Here is a 20,676-nt window from a genome sequence, read left to right on the forward strand (position 1 = left end):
TATGTTGTTCATGTAGGCATAGATGACTACGGCCAGAAGCATCTTCGGGTCGTAAGGGCTGCGGCCACGCTCCTTGTACAGCTTGCGAAGACCGCTCAAGTCCAAACTGTTAACTACGCTGCTCACAAGACGGACTGGGTCGTCCTGGGCAATGTCCTTGTCGATTCTCTGAGGAAAAAGTATCGTCTGATTTGGAGAATACGGACGAAAGTGGTATCTTTGTTGCATTTTATATTGCATGTTGTAAAGATACGAAAACTTTACGACATAACGAAGCCCTGGCTTGAGAAAGTCGGGGCTTTGATATAAAAAAAGGATGTGCCTATTTTGACACACCCTCTTCCGTTTATAGGGTTATAAATTCCATACAGGAACGACAAAAGAAAAAAATATCGGTTATATGGATAAATAGACTACCTTTGCCGAAAAACAAAGAGATGAAAAAACTTTTTTTATATGGCGATGTTGAGGAAAACACCGCCGAAATTGTTCAAGTAATAACCGAGAACCAAGATTCAGAATTTGAACTGCACATCAACAGCAACGGCGGCTCAGTGTTCGGCGGTTTTGCTGTTTATAACGCCCTGAAAAAAACAGAGAAAAGCCGTATTATAGTGGACGGCGTGGCGGCAAGTATCGCCGCTATTGTGGCAATATGCGGTCGCCCTTTGTTTATGTATAGCAACGCCCGTCTGATGCTGCACGAAGTTTCGGGTACATTTAGCGGCGGTTTGTCAGAGATGCGCCAAACAATGAAAGTTTGCGAGCAACTAAACGATGAACTTGTTAGACTGGTGGCGGCTCGTACAGGTGAACCGCTAACAGATGTAAAAACAAAGTATTTCAGCGGTGTAGATGTATGGATAACAGCAGAACAAGCCGTTCAAATGGGTTTGGCGGCGGCACTGATGCCAGACGAGGACGGACAGCAGCCGACAGAACAAGACGAGAGCAGCACCCACTTATATAACCGCCTAATGTTGCAGCAGCACAAAAAGAACGGCAAATATGCCTTTTCAGACCTCCGTAATATTACGGCGTTTTCGGGCTTGTCTGATGCTGCAATATACGCCGAAATAGAACGTATTTCGGACGAAAGGTATAATTATATTACATTCCTTGAAAACAAGGCTAAAAACGGCGTTATTTCAAGCCGTGAGTTATTATCATTTGCCGACATCGCCGACAAGAACGAGCGAAACCGAATTGTTAAGCGTTTGCGAGCGGACGAGGAACGCAGAACCACAGCCAACAAAGCAGAATGGGCGGATTTCTTACAAACTTATGAATGGTCGCTGAAGAAGTACACAGCCGAGGAGAAAAACCGCTTGTTTGAATGGTTTAACCAGTCGCCACAACTGGCGGCAAAAGTTCTCAATTATAAACGCCGTGTTTCTGATTTCATCGAGGACGGCAACGGCGGCAATGAATTGAACTTGAACGAGTTGAGAAAGAACAACCCCGAACTTTTAAGGCAACGCCCTAATTTATTTAATGCACTGATAGAGAGAGAAAAACAACGTAATAACAAAATTTTTTAAAGAAAAAAAGAAATGGCAATCCACAAAGAATTATGGGTAAATCAAATTAACGAAAACTTTTACCCGAACGATGATTTTTTGCGCTATTTTACGGACTATTCAGCTTTTGTTTCGGCTGATGTTCTACACATTCCAGTAATAGGCGCAGACCCTACAATAGACAAGAACAAAGACGGCGTTTATACCGATAACGATGTAACGCCGAGAGTTGACAGTGTTACGGACAAGACTCTGGACGTATATACAAGCCGTCCGCAGTTGTTACAACTTGACGATGCAATAGAAACAAGTTACGACAAAATGGAAAGCATCATACAACAGCACCGCAACACAATAAGAAAGGCGGTCGCCCTTGATGCCTTGTACGATTGCAGCCCGAACGACAGCCAGAGCGCAACAATGCCAGTAATACTTACAACTGGTGCAGCCGTGAGTACAGGAACGAATACACGCCGCAAACGCTTGACTGTTGCAGACATTATCGCAATTAAAGAGCGTTTCGATGATTTGGACTACCCTCAAGAGGGGCGAAACCTTGTATTATCGCCAAAACATTTTAGCGATTTGTTGTTGCTTGATGTTCAGACATTTAAGAACATCACGGACTTACAGAACGGCGAGCCACAACGCTTTGCGGGCTTCAACATCTTCACCAGTTCAGCGACAACGAAATACAAGTATGAAAACGGCGTGTTTAGCAAGTTGGCGAAAGATTCAGCCGTAGCCGATAAAGCCGATAGTTCGTTTGTGTTCTGCACTTGTTCAGCGTACAAGGCAGACGGCAATACGGCGATGTTCCACAGAGCAAACGACCCTTTGTTGCGTGGTGATGCTCTAAACTTTGAAAAGCGTTTCGCCGCTGGTCGTGTCGATGGTCGTGGTATTGGTGTAATCGTCAGCGACATTTCATAAGGCTTTTTTTTGTTTGTAGTCATATATTTTAGGTTATTATTGTTGTTACTTTTCGGCGGCGGTGGTGATGATGCCGCCGCCGTTTTTATTCTGTTAATTATGAGAAATCAAGAATTAAAAAGACGGCGTAATATTGCCGTGTGTAAGCGTTTCGCCTACCTTGCAGATACTTTGCTAATCCGCTTTGATATTGCAGTAAAACAAATGTCTGAAAATGAGTTTTTTTTGGCTGAAAAAACAATATATGACATTTTACGAGAGAACCGAGGAAAAGAACTTCCCGACCTTAATTTGTCGCTCGAACTGGACAACAAAAGATTTGAACCCATTACAATGTTTGAACAACCTAAACGCAAGCCAGTAAACGACTAAACAAAAAACAATGTCTTTTCGCCGTCATAGATGCCGAAATTAGGCTTTGTTATGTCTGTTTAGATATGGAGTAAGACACAACAGAAAAACAAGCGTTAAACGAGCCTTTATTGCTCGTTTAACGTTCTATTAAAAAGAAAGAATGAATACTAAACAATTTTATAATGCCCGTGTGGCTGCAATAGATGCCGAAATTAAGGCAAAAACCGCCGAACTTGATAACCTATATTTAAGGCGGCGCAGAGCCTTTGATTATTTAAGAAAACAAAGTAAAGGCAGAATAACGTTTGAATATTTTACAACCTATGTAAACAGCCATAGCACCCATGCAATATCCGCCGAGATAATAACGGACTGGTATACAGAATTTTTGCTATTTTCTAAGGCTTACAACCAGTATTTCAAGACAAACAAACATTATACTACTGCCTTGCGTTCCGTGGGCTTGTTTAACGAGATAACCAAGGCACAGCAAGCCGCCGTTGTTCACAGATTTAAACGCTTTCTAACAATGGGCTTTAAGGCTTGTATAAATCAAAATATAATGGGAGTAAAGAAACCAAGAAATAAGGCTGTTTAAAATGGCTTGTTCTTGTTTGCCTTGTTGGTGACGAACGAGCAGCGACAAGGCAATATAACAGCCGTTTTTTAATTGTAATTAAACACCGCCGTTATATGATATATATTTTTTCATTTTAATGCGTTTTTATAAAATAAACGCTTTGTTACATAGGTTTAACAAATACGTTTTAGTGTTAAATGAATAGATATGCACAAAAATGTATTAAAATGCTTATTTTCTTGCATTTTTATGCAAGAAAATAACTAACTATTTATGTATCAATAATTTATAAAAGGGTCTGTCCATTGTGACCCCATTCGCTTTTTTGACTTGTTACAAAGTTGTTTAATATTTGCGATTTAACAGATTTAAATATTTGTAAATCAGCATATTATATAAATAAAGTCTTTCTGTAAAAAAAGTCTGTTTTCTTGTATAAGTAGCAATAAAAAATAGACAAAATTTAGTAACTTACAAATTAAAAGCGGTTGATTTTTAGATAGTTACAGAATAGATGTCTCTTTCGTTTTTCTGTTTTTCCGTCTCTTTCGTTTTTCCGTTCTTATGAAGTCGTTTTTTTCGCGTGGCGGATTGTAATATTTACCATTAGCCACAGCTCCTTCAAACCAAGGCTCATAGTTGACGCAGTAAAATATAAACTCACCTCCGGCTGACGGAACAGAGTTTGTTCCGGCTACTTTCTTGGGCGGATTTCCGGTTTCCCATACCATAGGTTCCCACTTCCCGAGTTCGTTGGTTTCGGTGATGTTGCAAGAAGTGAGTGTGAGGGCTGCGATGCCCATTACAAGGAGTTTTTTTCTGATTTTTGACAAGTTCATTTGCTTATTTTTTTTGGCTTTCTATTATAGTAAATGCACGAATGCACAAAAGCTTGCATAGGGGAGTGGTATTTATTTGCGTCGGTATATTATCTTCTCTCGCCGGCCTCTTATTAGTCTGATTACAATTATGACTGCGAGCAGCAGAAGCATACCTGTCGAGGCGATGTTGATAAGCAGCTCTCGGGTAAATAATGGCTTACTGACTTTTATGCTTTCGATATGTCCGAAGTGTCCCCAAAGTTTGTGTTCTCTGTATTTTCTTATCATGTTTTCAGGAACGAACAGATAGCATTTTTTGTAAAAAAACAAATCGGGCACAAACGTATCATTGTATATTTCTATAATTCTGTTGCCTTTACATTCAATTTTTCTGATATTCGAACAGTTGTAGAAAGCGTGTACGCTTATGCTACGCAACGATTTTGGAAAAATCAGGGTCAATATATCATTGCAGTTTCTGAAGGCATTTGGCGAGATATATTCCACGCCTTCGGGAATGGAACTGTTGTTACAGCCTCTTATCAGCAGATTGCCTTTGATTATGCAGTTGCAGTTCTCGCGACTATTGAAATGAGGATTTCTCTTGTCTACTACTATCGACTTGATACTATCGCAGTTCAAGAACACATCGCGCATCGCCACCTCGTGGTTTGCCAAGCCTTGGAGTCCTATAATGTATTCTATTCCTATTCTTTCTACACTTTTTGAGATGAAAACCTCTTTTACGGAGCGGCAGTTGGCAAATGCCAGAGGTTTTATCTCTTTTACTCCATCGGGAAGCATTATTCTTTTCAGAGCGCTACAATCAGCAAAGGCGTTTATGCCGATTTCCTTGACAGAATTGGCAGGAATGTTAAGTTGGCTGAGTTTTGTACAACCTCTGAAAGCATTTTTGCCTATTGCCTTTGCGCTTTTTGGCACGATGCTGTTGTTGCAGCCTGTTATTATCGTGTTGTCGTGTGTGCTGATTATGCAGTTGCAATTGTCGCGGCTGTCATAAAATTGGTTGTCTTTGTCAACCGTTATGCTTTTTAGATTGGTACATTGGCTAAAAACGTTGCCTGAATCAATCCGTTCTACGCTCTTTGGTATTTTTATACTTGCCAAATCCTTGCATCTGTCGAAACATGAAGATTGTATGGTTGTTACTCCTTCGGGAATTTCGATGTCTTTCAGTCCTCGGCAACCGCTGAAAGCATATTTGCCTATGGTTGTCACACCTTTTGGAATAATGCTGTTCTTGCTGCCTACAACCAGCGTGTTGGTGCTTTTCTCAATTAAGCAGTTGCCGCGACTGATGTAGTATTTGTTACGGCTGTCAACAATAATAGAATCGAGGTTGTTGCAATGTATGAATGCCTTGGCATCGATATTTCTGATATTTCTTGAAATGTAAATTTTGCGCAATTCATTATAGTTGCCAAAAGTGTTTTCTTCTATTTTAGTGAGGTCGTCTGGTGTCACGAATTCTGTCGGACTCTCCTGAACATCTTTCAGCATCTTTCGTGAATGATAAAAATAGTCGTATTCTCCCGTGTATTCTTCTGTAAGTTTCGAAGCATTATGATGGAAAACGCTCGATGAGTGCGAGATGCCCAGCACGATGCAGATTACAAGTGCCAGGCAGAAGAGCGATACGCAAATGATTATAATTCTTTTCATTTTTTGCTGTCTTAGTTTTTTGCAAAAATAATGTTTTAATGAAAAATTATCGGATTGTAGTATTCTATTTTTCGTTCTTCAATTGAGCCAAGAAGTTTACGCTTCGTCCAGTTGCCGTGATCGTCATATTTTAATATTTCGGAGCGAGGTGCGTCGGTTGCTTTTTCTATTTCTCCTTTTTCATTTCTCTTGTAGAAGGTTATTTGGAAATTTTTGTCGAATCCGTCTACATATTCCTTTCTGCCGCTTTCATCAGTTATAGCGCGTAAGTAAGGGTTATAGTCGTCATATTCAATAGTCTTTTTCATGCCCGAGTCATCGCTAATACTTGTTATGTAGCCGTTTTTGCGTTCTATTTTAACTGTTGCGTTTCCGCCCGAAGGTACTTCGGTTATGTTTCCGTCTTTATCAATATTGTGAGTCTCTGCAAAATCAGTTTTGTAGGCTGTAAGATTGCCGTCGCGGTCGAAAGTTGCCCATTCTTTCGACGAAATATACTCGATTCTCTTCACATCTCCAATAGCTTCTGCAAAGCCCAAGTCGGGAGTGTGAAAAGTCTCGTTGATGATTTCTTTCATTAGTTCCTTGGTGTTGTCCCAGTCGCTGATAATCCAGCTTTCATCTTTTCTTTTTAGTCTGATTGTGTGCCTGTCGATGTAGTCAATGCTATGAATATAGTCGAATTCTACAGTCATGCTGTCGCCGTAATTTTTGGTCGAAATGATATTAACCTTGTGATTGTAAGGAGGTGTTGCGGGGCAGCCTCCGTTGCTTTCGATGAAATAATACATGCACTCATAATCGAGATCGTGGTAGAAAGCCATGATTTTCCACGTCTTTTCCAAAAGATAGTAGTACTCTTCTGTATAGAAATCTTCGGCATTTTCGGGCATACCGTGGTCGGCAATATGTTCTGTCAGTTCGGTTACAAGTTCTGTAAGATTTTCTTTCTTGATTGTGTCTGTTTTGCTGACGTTTTCTGTCGTTTTATTCGGTTGTTTCTCTCTGCACGAAAGTAATGCTGTTGCTATTACAATCAGCATAATGAGTGCTCTCGTCGTTTTCATCTTATTTCCTGATTTTAAACCATTTTCCATAAGTAAACATTCTCCAAATCCATTCAAGCGGACCGAAGTTGAAATGCTTTAGCCACAAGGCGCAAAGAGCGGTCTCGGCTGCAAAGACGGCTGTGGCTGCAAACTCGCTGAAGGTAAGTCCTGCCGTTGCTCCCATTCCGAAGCCGATGCCGTAGAACAAAATGATGCCGGCAGCCGACTGCATTATGTAGCACGTCAGAGCCATTCGTCCGGGGTAGGCGAGCATATTCCACACGCGGTTGTTGCGATGGCGCAGATAGAGCAGACTGAAGCCCGACATATAGGCAAAGCCCATTGGATACACGCTCAACGTGTAGATGAGGCTGTGCAGAATAGAACCGAGAGGCTCGCCCGACATAGAACTCCATGCGTAGATGAAAGACATTGGCAGTCCGATTCCAAAGCCGATTTTAGTAACTCTTCGGAGTAATTCGGAGTGCGCTTCGAGATTGCTGAAAATCTGACGCTTGCCAACGTAAAAGCCCACAAGAAAAAGAGCCAGAACCTTGAAATACCGCTGTCCCGACACAAATTCCCACATACGTTCAACCGCGCCTTGCATCAGAAAGGCGTTCATCTCTTTGTACGACTGGGCATCGCGTAGCCAGCCGGCAAAATTCTCCTCGCCAATGCCGTATGCCGATGCCGTGTTCCACCAAGCAGAATAGAGCATGTCGGCAGGATTGATGCCCGATGCCGCGCGCCACACCTCTATCGCCGTGGGCAGAAGAAAGAAGAAGCCCGACCACCACAAAAGCGTCTTTGGGTTGCAGTTTCTGAACAACGGAAGCAACATTCCGATGGCGGCATAGAGCATCAGGATATCGCCGCTCCAAAGAAGCATAAGGTGCGCCAGACCGATGATGAGCAGAATCAGCATCCGTCGGTAGAAGATTCTGAAGCCGTTTGCGCCTCGTTGTATGGCGTGAGAGATTATGATGTAGAATCCGATGCCGAAGAGAACCGAGAATATTGTGTAGAACTTACCGTCTACGAGCAGATATTGCAGGCATCGTACAATGGCATCGAGCGAGCCTGTTTGCATTTTCATCTGCGTTTCGTGGTCGAGGAATGTCCAGAGCGAGAACTCCGGAAAGTTGGCGAGGGCTATGCCAAGCAAGGCAAATCCTCTTAGGGCATCGAGCGTAACGATGCGGTTCTTTACGGGCTGAGATGTGTTTTCGGCTTTCATTCAGAATAAATTTTGCCACAAAGTTATCAGAAAAAAGCAAACTCTGCATATCCCAGAATGAGAATATGCAGAGTTTCTGATGATTATTTCTTAGGCTTCTTTGCCAATCGGTAGCTGAGCGAGAACATAAAGTAGTGCGGAATGCTATTGAAGCGCGTTTCTACGCGGCTTTGTGCGTTTACATAGTACGAGCGTGCCGATAGTTGGTGAAGAATGTCGTACATCTCGGCCTTTGCCACGAACATTCCTTTAAGGAACGGACGTGAGAGCGTGGCATTCCAAATCCAGTCGTTCGAGTTCATTTCGTTGCTCTTGTAGCCATTTTGCGAGTAAAGGTTGATGCTTGTGGCAATCGTTGTTTTCAGAATCGGGAATGTGTACTGGGTTGCCAATCCAAACTGATATTCGTATACGCTCATGTCACGTTCTCCGTAAATCTGTTCGTGGCTGAAGTTGCCCGAGAATTTAGCCGTAGCATCTACCGTAAAATCGCTTTTGCTGTAAGTTAGTTTACACTTTGTGCTTGGAAGGAAAGTGTTTACCCGGCTCAGCTGGTTTTCTGCGCCGTTGTAGGCAATGGCAAAGTCGACGCTATGAATAAAGTTGGTGTTTGCGTCTATGTTGTATCGCCAATGTTGCTGTTTGTCGAGCGGGCCTTTTATTCCAAATGCCAATGAAGAGTTCCAGTTACCGTTTACGTTGTCGGGCATCGATGTGCTGCGTCCTGTCTCGGTATCGTAGTTGCGGCGGTTTCCTATGGATTGGCTTTGTATGATGTGCCTAAATTTCAGCCACAACGAAGGCTTCATAGCTCTGCCGTTCATGTCCAGCCTAATGTCGAATCTTGTGTGCCTACTGGCTTTCAGATTTGGGTTGGGAAGAGTGGTGTACAGCGGATTTCTTGTATCTGCCGATGGCATAAGGCTTACCATATCCGGTTGGTTTTTGTATGTGAAGAAATTAGACTCCAGCGTATTTCTGTTCCATTTATATCTGATGTTAAAGAATGGGCTGAAAGAAACATCGTTACGTCGCGCCAGAGTGTCGAGTCCGTCTTTTTTGTATCTTATTTGGTCGTGTGTATTACGGATTGGAACAGAAAGGTTTATGTACGTGTCTTTTAATTTGTAACTTATGTTGAATGAGTTTTGTATATTGTGACTACGCGTGATAAACTCGAAACTGTTGTGTGTGTCGATTGCTGCCTGAAGAGAGTCGGCGGTAGATGGCAGTATAAATTCGTTCTTGTATCTGTCTCCGTAGCCGTATAGTTGATAGAATTTGCTGTTCTGTTCGCTTTCGCTTTGGGTGTATGAGAGTGTGTGCGACAGATTGAATGCCTCCAAATTATAAGAGTTATCTAAAAAAAGACCGTAATAGAAATTTTTTGATTTTGCGTCGCCGTAATTATTCTGCGCATCGCTTGTATTTGAGTTTTTATACAGAATATCTTGCAGCGACTGGTCCTTGTCTCGCAAGGCTTTGCTGTAATAGTATGCTCCGATAACATTCAGCGAGTATGGCGAGTCAAAACTTTTCACCCAACTCAAATTTCCGTTCAGTTCGATATTTCTGCTTTCTTTTTTATTCTGAGTCAGATTTCTGTTTATCAGCTTCTTGTCGAAAGTCGAATCGGTAGAACTGCTCAAATTGTTAATGTTGTTGTATCCAATTTCGGTGTCGAAGTAGAAATAGTTCTTCTTTGTATTGTATGTGATGTTAAGTTTGTCGTTGAATTTAAAATCTTTCGAGCGGCTGGCAGCCGACGAAATGCCCAAAATCGTTCCTTCCGAAGCGAAGTTTTCGCTACGCGTGTTCTGCGTATTGTTTTCGTCTTTCCATTCAAGCAGCGCAGAATGGTCGAGCGTGAAAGTCTTCTTCCTGTTGTTAAGGTTCATGTTCATTCCTGCCTGCTTGGTGGTTAGCAGTCCGCGCTGCTGCTTTTGTGGCGACCAGTCGCCATCGTTTCCCGGAGTTCGGTTTTCGTTAACGTTGTTAATGTTGCCGAAGAGTGATATGCGCGAGAAATCGTCGTAGCGCATTCCAAAAATCTTTCCCTTCCAGCGTTCGTCAGTTCCCAGTCCAGCCTCGGCATTTGCTATGTTGCCAACAGCATATTCGCGTTTCATCACAATGTCCATAACATAGTCGGTATTCTTCTTTCCGTCTTTGTATTTCGGTTCGTGAGGTTTCTCCTTCTCGTACACTTGCAGTTCTTTTACGGTAAAGTAGGGCAGATTCTCCAGAATAACCTTGTTGCTGCCCTTAAAGAAATCGTTTCCGTTAAGAGTTATGTAGTCAACTTTCTTTCCGTTAATGAAGACCGATCCGTCGCTTTTCAGTTCAGCTCCCGGAAGTCGTCGTACAAGAGCATCGAGCATCTCGCCCTCGGGAATGTTGAAGGCCATGGCATCGTACACCAGCGTGTCGCCGCGATATGCCACTTGCAGTCGTGTTCCTTTTACAACCACCTCGTCCATTCCGAGAGTCCACAGACTGTCGGCTTGTTCTTTTGGCGCGCGTTTCATCTGGAACGTAACACTATTAGTGTATCGGCTTTTCTTCGAGAAGTCGAAGATTTCTTTCTTTACGCAAGGCTTGTATCCCTGATATTCGGCTCGAAGAATATATTCGCCCGAAATCTTCGGAACATAGAGCTTTCCATACGAATAATAGTTATCAATAATCGTGCATGTAACCGTATCGATGACGGTCGAGTCGCTTTTCATAAGTGTGACAAATGCCGGAAGTGCCTTTCGCGTAAACGAGTCTTCGGCATAGATGTTGATTTGTTCTACACTTACCTTCTTCTGCTTTTGTGCAAAGGCTGTAGCCGATAGGCAGCAAAGGCAAAAGAGTAGTTTAATAAATTTTTTCTCTGACATAAATTTTAAAGTTAAGGTTTGGTTAAATTTGGTTAATTATTTGCAAAAGTATATATTTATTTTGTATTTTGAAAATTATTCAAGAGCTTGTTTTTTTGTTTTTTTTCGTAGTACAGAAGACTGAAAAAATATTTCTTTCTGTTTTGTGCTGATAATTTGCGCATTACCGACTTTTTTGCTATCTTTCGGCTGATTTTTAAGAATAATGATTATGAAAAAGCTCCTTGTTCCATTTTTCGCTTTGTTCTTGTTTTCGTGTGTAAACACGTCAAAGCAGAACGCAACCGATAGTCAGAACGCTTCGCCTCGGGTAGAAGAAACGACAGCCGAAACCGCCAAGCCTATGCCGCCCGTCTATGTGGTTTGTGATGTCTACGGCGAGAAATTCCTGCTCCGCCAGCGTTTCGACGAGGACGAAAAGCCTTCTGCCCCCGACTCGCTAAATAAATACAAGTTCGTTATCTACAAAAGAAAACCGCATGCCGTATCGTTTCTCCGTTTTCAGCCCGAAAATGCCGAAATGAACACGGGGCGCGACAGTTACCGCAATTTCGACAACCTTTCGGGATGGCTCTACACGATGGATAGCGGCAAGTTGCTCGAAAATCCAAAAGACGAGTGGGATGCCATTTGGGACGCCGCGCTTCTTGTCGACGATTTGTTTCTGAAGCAGAACGACATTCTTCCGTTTAAAGACAAATCAGCCCCAACTGCCGATATAAAAGTTGCGCTGGAGAAGAAATACGGTCGTAAGATTAAGTCAGTTGTGTCGTCGCAGACCTTTGGCGAAAAGGGTGAGTATCTGTTTGTAAACGTGCAGTTTGTGAATAAAGGTGCTGAGGCTCTTGGCGTTGCGGCTCTCTGTAAAAACGGCTCTTTGCTTGCCACAAAAGATTTTCCTGCCGCGTGGAACGATGAGTCTGTTTGGCGAGTCGACGACGAGGGCGAGTTTCATGGTTTGCAATTAGACCTTGCCACTCTATGCAACGGCGTGCTAACGCTATACACGGCTAACTTCGGTGCAGAAGGCACAAACTACGCATCGTTTGTGATAAAAGACGGCTCGTTTGCCGACGGCGGTTTGTCTGATACGTTCTATCAGTCGCCTGAGTAGTTTTTGATATAGAAAAAGAGACAAACAAAGCAAATGTTTGTCTCTTTTTTTTATGTTTTTTTCAAACTGCGATTGTTCGGGATGCCTTCGGGATTCGTTCGGGATTATCTAATTTGTTATAGAAGAAAAAACTGCCTGTTATTTCTAACGTCCCGTCCAATAGATTTTTATATGTTTGCCATCATTTACTTTCTTTTCGACGTCAAGTTTATTACACAATTTGTCATACTCTCTCTTTGTTAAAGGACCATAAACCTTTTTTGTTCGTTTTTGTATTATCCAATAGCACTCTTTCAGCTTACGAATTTTATCAATCCTTTGGTTTATACTATCTCGATAATGTATAAACTTATGATTGTTATTTAATGCCGAATCGAGTACAAAACATTCATAAGACTCATCAATATATGGTATTTGGTAAGCAAGAATGTAGTCATCATACTCTTCTACATTATTCCTTAAAACATCTGGATATATCAACGTCTCCATTGAGAAAGTTCCATCAGCACAAATAGAGCCTTCGATTATTTTACCAATTGTTCCATTAGAATAATAATAGTCACAATCATTGGGTAGTGGCGAATCGCAACTAAAAAAACAATTAGCCACAAACCAAATCACAATTATGTTTATTATTTTTTTGCCCATACTCTCTTAATTTTAAATTAAGAAGGTTGAAAAGATTGTTTTCTTATATTAGTAACCGAAGATTTATTATTCGCCTTAAGTTTATTATTCGTTTTCGAAGATGTTTGGTACGAGCATGTCGAGCAGCCAGCCCTTTGCTTCGAGTATTGTGGCAAAGCGGCTTCCGCCAAGGTCGCAGACGTAGCGGCGTTTTTCCGTGCCTTTTGCGGTTTTTATGGTAAGGCAGATATCCTCGTTATCGTAACGGAAAGTAAAGACGGCTTTCCGGTACAGACTTTCGAGATTTTCAGACCACGAAAACTCGCTTATGTAACTGCCAAAGTTTTCAATCTCGTAGTCGGTGGCTGTTTTCTTGTATTTTAGCGGAGTAATCTCGCCATTATATGCCAGAATGAACAGCTTTCCGTTCTCCATCTGAAAGCCTTCGACGGGAAACAGATATTTTCCATCGGCCTTTCTGTCGTAAACAATATTGTCAACAAATTTGCTTTCAATCCAAGCAACATTTTTGTTCTGTCCCGAAACGGTACAGAACTGCATCAAAGTAACAATAAGCAGAAAAATCTTTTTATTCATGATTGTTATTCTTTTCTGTTTTCAATTTTTAGAGTCTGATTACAATATTCCATTACGGCGAGGCGATGCGTAACGAAGATAAGCGTCTTGCCGTGCTCGCCTTGCGTGAGTCGTTGCAGAAGATTCTTCTCCGTCTCCAAGTCGAGTGCGCTTGTTGCCTCGTCGAGCAGAAGAATGCTTCCGCGACGCAGAAGGGCGCGCGCGATGGCTATTCGCTGAGCCTGACCTTCGCTCAGTCCGCCGCCCTTTTCGGAGCATCGGGTGTCGAGTCCGTCCTTAAGTTTATACACAAAGTCGGCGCAGGCATATCCGAGAGCCGTGCGTATGTCGTCTTCGGTGGCATCGGGTCTGCCCATCAGCATGTTCTCGCGTATCGTTCCGCTAAAGAGCGAGTTGCCTTGCGGAACGTAGACGAAGTTGCATCGCGTAAGCGCGTTTACCTCGAACTCCTGATGGTCGTTGTAGACCGTTATCCGTCCGCTTGTAGGGTGCAGAAGTGCCAGCATCAGGCGTATGAGCGTGGTCTTTCCCGAACCCGTTTCGCCAAGAATAGCCGTACAACTTCCCGGCGGAAAAGAGTACGAGAAGTTGTTGAGAACCTTCTTCGAGTTCTCTTCGGGATTGTATTGGAATGTCAGGTTCTCAATTTTTACGCCGCCCTTGTCGTCAAGTTTCTGTGGCTCGCCGTCGGCCTCGAGAGGCTGTTCCTCGAGTTCCATCAGACGCTCGCACGCCGTAAGAACAGATATGAACGTAGGGATAAGCTGCGTTATGTTGAGCACAGGACCTTGTATTCGTGCCACGAGCTGCATGAATGCCGTCATCACTCCAAAGGTTATCTCGCCCTCCGACAATCGGTATGCGCCCCACATAAAGGCTATGAAATATCCGCCGCTAAAGCCGATAGAAAGCGTTGTGTTGGCAAAGATAGAGAATCGCGTGCGGTCCATAATCTGCGAACGCAGAATGCCCTGACGCTTGTCGAGCTTTACGATGGTGTTGTCGCATTGTTCGAGCGTTTTCAGCACCATGCGGTTCTGCACGCTCTCTTGCAAAATGCTCTGTATCGCGCTGTCGCTCTCGCGCACATTCTTGTTTATCGACCTCATCTTTAGCATGTAAAGACGGCTCATGATGATGAAAACCGGCAGGATTCCGACGGTTACCCATGCCAGCGACGAGTCCATGAGGCACAAGAACCAGAATGCCGTTCCGAGTTGGAAGAAGACCACGATGGTGGCAGGAATTGTCTGCGTAAGAATGTCAACCACGTCGGTAACATCGCGTTCAAGACGGTTCAGAATGTCGCCGCTGTGGTATGTCTTCTTGCTGTGCCACTCGCTGTGCAGAAGATGTCTGAAGAAATATTGCTGAATGGAGTTCTGCGTGCGTACGCCAAGACTGTTGCGCACCCATCGCTGAATGATGAACAGAATTATTTCGGCAACGATGAGCGAGCCGAGCCACAAGCCGGCGGTTAGCAGACTGCCTTTGTAGTCGCCCGTTGCCGTATCTATAACCCTCTTGCTTGCCCACACAAAGGCAAGCGAGAGCACAACACTCACCAGTCCGGTGGCGGTGTTGATGATAGACATCTTGTGATAGCCCTTCCAGCAGTTGAGCAGCCAAAGCGATATCTGCTTGACCGAGTACATGCTGTCGTCTCGTTTTAGTCTTAGCCTGCTAATCATAGTCGTAAAAGATTTACTGTCGGGTATCGGCTCCCCACATCAGCTTTTCGCGCAGAGTGCCGTAAAAGTTATGTCCCTTCTGCTTGACCACCAAGATAGGGTAGTCGGCTTTTTTTAGTCTTAGTTTCACTCTGTCGCAAAGGCTCTCGCTTCTGCCGTCTATGGCAAGCAGATAGTTGCGGCTGCGGCTCTCAACCTCGAGAGTTATCTCGCTCTCGTCGCTAAGCACGATAGGGCGTATGTTGAGCGAGTGCGGAGCAACAGCCGACATGGTTATGCTGTGTGATGACGGCGTGAGAATAGGACCGCCAACGCTGAGGGCATAGCCCGTTGAACCTGTAGGGGTGCTGATGATTAGTCCGTCAGCCTGATAAGTTGTGAGATACATTCCGTCGATGTGCGCATGGATTGCCAGCATCGAACTGCTGTCGTGCTTCAGGATGGCAATCTCGTTGAGTGCGTAAGGGAAATGCTGAAGTCGGGTGTCGTCGGTCTGGGCGCATAGAACGCTACGCTTCTCAACCTCGTAGTTGCCCGTAAAGACGTTGTCGAGAGCCTCTTCTACCTGCTCCTGACCTATGTCGGCAAGAAATCCGAGGCGACCCATATTAACGCCGATAATCGGAATCCGTTTGTTGCCCACGCGGCTTGCGGCATGAAGGAATGTTCCGTCGCCGCCCATGCTTATGGCAAAATCAGCCTTGAAGTCGTTGCCCTCGATTATCGTTGCGCACGGAATGTCGTCGTATCCTTCCGATTTAAGATAAACGTAAAAATCCTTGTCTATCGCAACATCGGCGTTGCGCTTGTTCAGATGGTCGAGGATAAGTTTTATTGAAGACGATTTCTTCTTCTGATATGTGTTACCGAAAATGGCGAATGTTAGTCTGTTACTATTCATAAAGCGTGTTTCTACTGCACAAAAATAATACTTTTCTTTTGGTTTGGTGCATGTATTTAATTATTTTTGCATAAACTTTAATAAATATGAATACTGTATACACTTTTCTTGCCGACGGCTTTGAAGAAGTCGAGGCGTTGGCTGTTGTGGACTGTCTTGTACGTGCCGGACTCAATACAAAAACCGTATCTGTAAACGGAAGCAACACGGTTACTGGTGCGCACAACATTAAGGTCGTTGCCGATATGGAGTTCTCGGAGGGCGATTTCTCCGATGCCGATGTGCTTTTCTTTCCCGGCGGAATGCCCGGAACGCTCAATCTCGAGGCTCACTCAGGCTTGATGAATCTTCTTGACAAGCATTACAACGCCGGCAAGGAGATTGCTGCCATCTGCGCAGCACCTTCAATCCTTGCTCACAAAGGCTATCTGAAAGGCAAGAAGGCAACATGCTATCCGGGCTTCGACAAAGACCTTGTTGAGGGTGGCGCAACACACACCGGCAGCCTGGTAGAAGAGTGCGGAAACATAGTAACAGCCAAAGGTCCGGGTGCGGCTCTCGAACTGGGCTATACGCTTGTGGCTCGCCACGTTTCGCCCGAGAGAGCGGCAGAGATGAAGGCTCAGATGATTTTTGAATATTAAACCGGAATTCTTGGCACAGAATCTGGAAAACTGGGATATCAAGTTCCTGCCGGGCGTTGGTCCGCAGCGGGCAAGTGTGCTGGACAAGGAGGCTGGAATCCGTTCGGTGCTCGATCTTTTGTATTATTATCCATACAAGTATGTAGACCGAAGCCGACTCTTCTACATCCACGAACTTGAGGACAACATGCCTTACGTTCAGGTTAGGGGAGAGATTCTTAGTTTCGAGACCTTTGGCGAAGGGCGGCAGAAGAGGCTCGTGGCTCATTTCAGCGACGGCACGGGCGTTATAGACCTTGTGTGGTTTCAGGGCATAAAATTCGTAACCCAGAACTACAAGTGCCATGTTCAGTATATCGTTTTTGGCAAGCCTACGCTGTTTGGCTCGCGCATAAACCTTACTCACCCCGATATAGACGAGGCTTCGAAGATTTCGCTCTCGACGATGGGATTGCAGCCTTTCTATCCCACAACCGAGAAGATGAAACGTGCGGGGCTGAACTCGCGCGGCATGGAACGCCTCACGGCAAAGATGATTGAGGTGCTGAAAGAGCCGCTCGAGGAGACGCTTCCGCCGTGGCTTATAGCCGAGCATCATCTCATCTCGTACGATGAGGCTATGCGAACCATTCATTACCCAAAGTCGCACGATGTCCTGCGCAAGGCTCAGTCAAGGCTGAAGTTCGAGGAACTTTTCTATATCCAGTTGAATATCCTCAGGCTTGTAAAAGACCGCCAGCAGAAATATCAGGGCTTCATCTTCAATCGCGTAGGAAAGGTTTTCAACACGTTCTATTCCGATAAACTGCCTTTCGAACTAACTGGAGCGCAGAAACGTGTAATAAAGGAGGTTCATGCCGATATGAAGTCGGGCAAGCAGATGAACCGCCTTGTTCAGGGCGATGTGGGCAGCGGAAAGACGCTCGTTGCCCTTATGTGCATGCTTCTGGCAATAGATAACGGCTTTCAGGCGTGCATAATGGCGCCGACAGAGATTCTTGCCGAGCAGCATCTCGAAACAATCCGCAAGTTTTTGGGCGATATGCCTGTCCGCGTTGAGCTTCTGACGGGCATCGTGAAGGGCAAGAAACGCGAGAAAATCCTTACCGACCTTCGTCTGGGCGAGGTCGATATCCTCGTCGGAACTCATGCGCTTATCGAAGATACCGTACAGTTCTCAAACCTCGGCATAGCCGTTATTGACGAGCAGCATCGTTTCGGAGTGGCGCAGCGAGCAAAACTGTACTCAAAGAACGTTGTTCCGCCGCACATTCTGGTAATGACGGCAACGCCTATTCCGCGCACGCTTGCCATGACTCTTTACGGCGACTTGGACGTGAGCGTTATTGACGAACTTCCGCCGGGCAGAAAACCGATAAAGACCATTCATCAGTACGACTCAAAGCGTGGTCCGCTATATAGCGGAATACGTCAGCAGATTCAGGAGGGAAGGCAGGTGTACATCGTCTATCCGCTCATAAGCGAGAGCGAAAAGATGGAAGACATCAAGAATCTGGAAGACGGCTACAAGCATATTCAGGAAGTCTTTCCGGAGTACAAGATAAGCATGGTTCACGGCAAGATGAAGTCTGCCGAGAAAGATGCCGAGATGGCTAAGTTTGCCAGCGGCGAAACGCAGATTCTGGTTGCAACAACCGTAATCGAGGTGGGAGTGAACGTTCCGAACGCCTCGGTAATGGTTATTGAGAATGCCGAACGCTTCGGCTTGTCGCAGTTGCATCAGTTGCGCGGACGCGTTGGACGAGGTGCAGACCAGTCGTATTGCATCCTCGTAACCGGCTTTAAACTGAGCGAGGACACCCGAAAGCGAATATCGATAATGACGAGCACCAGCGACGGCTTCGAGATTGCCGAGGCAGACTTGAAACTTCGCGGTCCGGGCGATTTGGAAGGCACTCAGCAGAGCGGAGTGGCGTTCGACCTGAAGATTGCCGACATCACGCGCGACGGTCAGCTTCTTGAACTGGCCCGCAACGTGGCTTCGAAGATTCTCGATGCCGACCCGCAACTTGCATCGCCCGAGAGCGCAATTTTCGTAAAGCAACTTCGCAGGCTAAAGAAAGAAGATGCTGATTGGAGCGGAATCTCTTAGCAATTGACAATTCACAATGGACAATTGACAATGGGAGCTTGAAAGTTGAGAATTGAAAGTTGAAAAAGCTATTTAATTCACAATGAAAAATTGAGAATTGAAAGCCGATAAGTAGCATTTTACAAGCCGCAACTTACGTTCAAGTATGCTTCAAGTAAGCCGGAAGGTACGGGGTAGGAACGGGGTAGCTACGGGGTAGCAAGCCGGAAGGTACGTTCAAGATACGTTCAGGGTTCGTTCAAAGTACGTTCTGAATACGTTCAAGATTCGTTCAAGATACGGGGAGCTCTTTTGAAACTTGAAAGTTGAAAATTGAAATTTTAGTTGCTTTCAATTTTCAACTTTCTCTCAATTCCTGAAATTTTATTTTACAATATCCATAATGTCGCTTGGCTTCTCGGCAAAAATCGTTGCGCCGTTTTTTGTCAGGAAATCCTTGTCGCGGAATCCCCACAGAACCGATATGCACGGAAGATTGGCGTTTCGGGCCGTCATTATGTCAACATCGCTGTCGCCAACATAGATTGATTCTTCGGGCTTCACGCCGAGTCGCTTCATAGCCTCCACAACCATGTCGGCGTATGGCTTGCGTCGCAGAGGGGCTGCTTCGCCAATAGCAACGTCAATCGTGCTGCTGAAAAACGATTTGTACAACTCCGTAACACCAAACTGCGGTTTGTTAGATACGATTGCCAACTTAACGCCATTATCTTTCAGATTCTCAAGAAGTTCTTGAATACCACTATACAGACATGTATAATCCATGCAATGGCACGCATAATGTTGCCTGAACAGCGAAAAACACTCCTCAATCTGCTCCTGAGACGAGCCTGACTCTACCGACAGTTCAATCAGCCTTCTTGCTCCGTTTCCAACAAACTGTTTTATCTCCTCAATTGTGTGCTGTGGCATGTTCATGCAAGCCAGAGCATGATTAACGCTTATTGCCAAATCCTTTAACGAATCCATCAGGGTTCCGTCAAGGTCGAAAATTACTGCTTTGTATTTCATTTGTGCAAAGAAAGCAAAACTTTGAGCAAATCGCAACTCGTTTGCGATTATTTTCTTAATTTTGCATAATTTAAAAAACGATAAAGTAAGATTTCTTTTTCAGAAGAATGTACAACCAATATCTTAAACAGTATAACAAGAACAATCTCCGCAAGTCGCAACTCAAGCAGTTGGAGATGCTGAAGATAATAGCAGACATCTGCGACCGCCACGGACTGCGCTACTGGCTCGATGCCGGAAGTCTGCTCGGTGCGGTGCGTCACGGGGGCTTTATTCCGTGGGACGACGACATGGATATTGCCATGCCGATGGACGATTTGAAGAAGTTTGCCGAGATTGCCAAGACCGAACTTCCCGAGTATCTGTTTGTGCAGAGCAAGGATACCGACCCTTCGTACCGTTTTGAGCATTACAAGGTTGTTGACAAAAAGTCGTTCTACGTCCAGTACGACGACGATTTCGAACTTCCTTATCAGAAGGGACTGTTTATTGATATTTTTCCGTACATCGACTATCCGAGCCTTCCGAACTGTGTGCGCAGACCTTTCCTGCGCGGAATGTGCGTGGCATACTGCGTTCTGCACGGCAAGCACTATTATTCGCTCGAAAACACAGCCAAACTGTTCTATTTCGGTCTGAAGAATATGCTGCTGAAGACAATATGGCATTGCCTTCCGAAGAACAAAAAGTATTTCTGCTGTCTGCCAAGCAACAACTGGCACGGCATGGTTCAGGAGCGGAAAGACATCTTCCCGACAAGCAAGATAATGTTCGAGGGCGTTGAGTTCAGCGCGCCGCACGACACCGATGCCTATCTGAAGAAACTTTATCGCAACTATATGCAGATGCCGCCCGAGGACAAGCGCGACATTCACAGCGTGTTCATTATGCCCGACTTAGATAACGAGTAGAA

At 44.6% G+C, this 20,676-nt stretch carries 19 protein-coding genes; 8 read left to right on the plus strand and 11 right to left on the minus strand.

Annotation, left to right across the window (positions count from 1 at the left end; all coding sequences use genetic code 11):
* Positions 1–228 (minus strand): hypothetical protein (locus tag T538_RS17205; RefSeq protein ID WP_031540851.1); only part of this gene is annotated, 228 nt, incomplete at its 3' end.
* A gap of 209 nt (positions 229–437) precedes the next feature.
* Between T538_RS17205 and T538_RS17780 the strand changes: the two genes are divergently transcribed.
* From T538_RS17780 to T538_RS0111050, 4 genes are all read left to right on the plus strand, one after another.
* Positions 438–1,541, plus strand: a complete 1,104-nt coding sequence (locus tag T538_RS17780) for an ATP-dependent Clp protease proteolytic subunit (RefSeq protein ID WP_051656044.1) — start codon at positions 438–440, stop codon at positions 1,539–1,541.
* Positions 1,542–1,619: 78 nt separating this feature from the next.
* Positions 1,620–2,453: a phage capsid protein gene (locus T538_RS0111040; protein WP_155993136.1), complete on the plus strand. Its 834-nt coding sequence runs from the start codon at positions 1,620–1,622 to the stop codon at positions 2,451–2,453.
* Between the two features lie 39 nt (positions 2,454–2,492).
* Positions 2,493–2,825 carry a hypothetical protein gene (locus T538_RS0111045; RefSeq protein ID WP_031541245.1) on the plus strand — a complete coding sequence of 111 codons (333 nt, stop codon included), beginning with the start codon at positions 2,493–2,495 and terminating at the stop codon, positions 2,823–2,825.
* 142 nt (positions 2,826–2,967) lie between these two features.
* The gene (locus T538_RS0111050; protein ID WP_031533860.1) at positions 2,968–3,405 is read left to right on the plus strand and encodes a hypothetical protein; all 438 of its coding nucleotides are present in this window, start codon (positions 2,968–2,970) and stop codon (positions 3,403–3,405) included.
* 485 nt (positions 3,406–3,890) lie between these two features.
* Here T538_RS0111050 and T538_RS0111055 read toward each other — a convergent pair whose 3' ends face one another.
* From T538_RS0111055 to T538_RS0111075, 5 genes are all read right to left on the minus strand, one after another.
* Positions 3,891–4,226, minus strand: a complete 336-nt coding sequence (locus T538_RS0111055) for a hypothetical protein (RefSeq protein WP_031533859.1) — start codon at positions 4,224–4,226, stop codon at positions 3,891–3,893.
* 72 nt (positions 4,227–4,298) lie between these two features.
* Positions 4,299–5,891: a leucine-rich repeat domain-containing protein gene (locus T538_RS0111060; protein ID WP_031533858.1), complete on the minus strand. Its 1,593-nt coding sequence runs from the start codon at positions 5,889–5,891 to the stop codon at positions 4,299–4,301.
* 35 nt (positions 5,892–5,926) lie between these two features.
* A complete protein-coding gene (locus tag T538_RS0111065) occupies positions 5,927–6,958 on the minus strand; it encodes a hypothetical protein (RefSeq protein ID WP_034539057.1) in 1,032 nt (343 codons plus the stop codon).
* Position 6,959: 1 nt separating this feature from the next.
* Positions 6,960–8,180, minus strand: a complete 1,221-nt coding sequence (locus tag T538_RS0111070; RefSeq protein ID WP_031533856.1) for a DUF418 domain-containing protein — start codon at positions 8,178–8,180, stop codon at positions 6,960–6,962.
* A gap of 83 nt (positions 8,181–8,263) precedes the next feature.
* Positions 8,264–11,065 carry a porin family protein gene (locus tag T538_RS0111075; RefSeq protein ID WP_031533855.1) on the minus strand — a complete coding sequence of 934 codons (2,802 nt, stop codon included), beginning with the start codon at positions 11,063–11,065 and terminating at the stop codon, positions 8,264–8,266.
* A 211-nt stretch (positions 11,066–11,276) separates the two neighbouring features.
* Here T538_RS0111075 and T538_RS0111080 point away from each other — a divergent pair, with 211 nt between their 5' ends.
* The gene (locus T538_RS0111080) at positions 11,277–12,179 is read left to right on the plus strand and encodes a hypothetical protein (RefSeq protein ID WP_155993138.1); all 903 of its coding nucleotides are present in this window, start codon (positions 11,277–11,279) and stop codon (positions 12,177–12,179) included.
* A gap of 144 nt (positions 12,180–12,323) precedes the next feature.
* Here the strand turns inward: T538_RS0111080 and T538_RS0111085 are convergent, their stop codons facing one another.
* The 4 genes from T538_RS0111085 to T538_RS0111100 all read right to left on the minus strand — a co-directional run bounded on the left by T538_RS0111085 (position 12,324) and on the right by T538_RS0111100 (position 15,995).
* Complete coding sequence (locus T538_RS0111085) at positions 12,324–12,827, minus strand: hypothetical protein (RefSeq protein WP_031541249.1); 504 nt, start codon at positions 12,825–12,827, stop codon at positions 12,324–12,326.
* Positions 12,828–12,911: 84 nt separating this feature from the next.
* Positions 12,912–13,403, minus strand: a complete 492-nt coding sequence (locus T538_RS0111090) for a hypothetical protein (protein WP_031533851.1) — start codon at positions 13,401–13,403, stop codon at positions 12,912–12,914.
* Positions 13,404–13,408: 5 nt separating this feature from the next.
* The gene (locus T538_RS0111095) at positions 13,409–15,094 is read right to left on the minus strand and encodes an ABC transporter ATP-binding protein (RefSeq protein ID WP_031533850.1); all 1,686 of its coding nucleotides are present in this window, start codon (positions 15,092–15,094) and stop codon (positions 13,409–13,411) included.
* A gap of 13 nt (positions 15,095–15,107) precedes the next feature.
* Positions 15,108–15,995 carry an NAD kinase gene (locus tag T538_RS0111100; protein WP_031533849.1) on the minus strand — a complete coding sequence of 296 codons (888 nt, stop codon included), beginning with the start codon at positions 15,993–15,995 and terminating at the stop codon, positions 15,108–15,110.
* 86 nt (positions 15,996–16,081) lie between these two features.
* Here T538_RS0111100 and T538_RS0111105 point away from each other — a divergent pair, with 86 nt between their 5' ends.
* Positions 16,082–16,639 (plus strand): DJ-1 family glyoxalase III, encoded by a 558-nt coding sequence (locus T538_RS0111105; protein WP_031533848.1) that lies wholly within the window; start codon positions 16,082–16,084, stop codon positions 16,637–16,639.
* Between the two features lie 10 nt (positions 16,640–16,649).
* On the plus strand, positions 16,650–18,752 hold the full coding sequence (recG, locus tag T538_RS0111110) for an ATP-dependent DNA helicase RecG (protein WP_031533847.1): 2,103 nt from the start codon (positions 16,650–16,652) through the stop codon (positions 18,750–18,752).
* Between the two features lie 363 nt (positions 18,753–19,115).
* On the opposite strand, the gene T538_RS0111115 is transcribed toward recG, so the two are convergent.
* Positions 19,116–19,763, minus strand: coding sequence for an HAD family hydrolase (locus T538_RS0111115; protein ID WP_031533846.1), 648 nt, complete (start codon positions 19,761–19,763; stop codon positions 19,116–19,118).
* Between the two features lie 107 nt (positions 19,764–19,870).
* On the opposite strand from T538_RS0111115, the gene T538_RS0111120 reads away from it, so the two are divergent.
* Entirely contained in the window at positions 19,871–20,674 is an 804-nt protein-coding gene (locus T538_RS0111120; protein ID WP_031533845.1) for a LicD family protein, read from the plus strand.
* Positions 20,675–20,676: the final 2 nt, after the last annotated feature.

The organism is Bacteroides sp. Ga6A2, assembly GCF_000702225.1.
GTDB lineage: Bacteria > Bacteroidota > Bacteroidia > Bacteroidales > Bacteroidaceae > Ga6A1.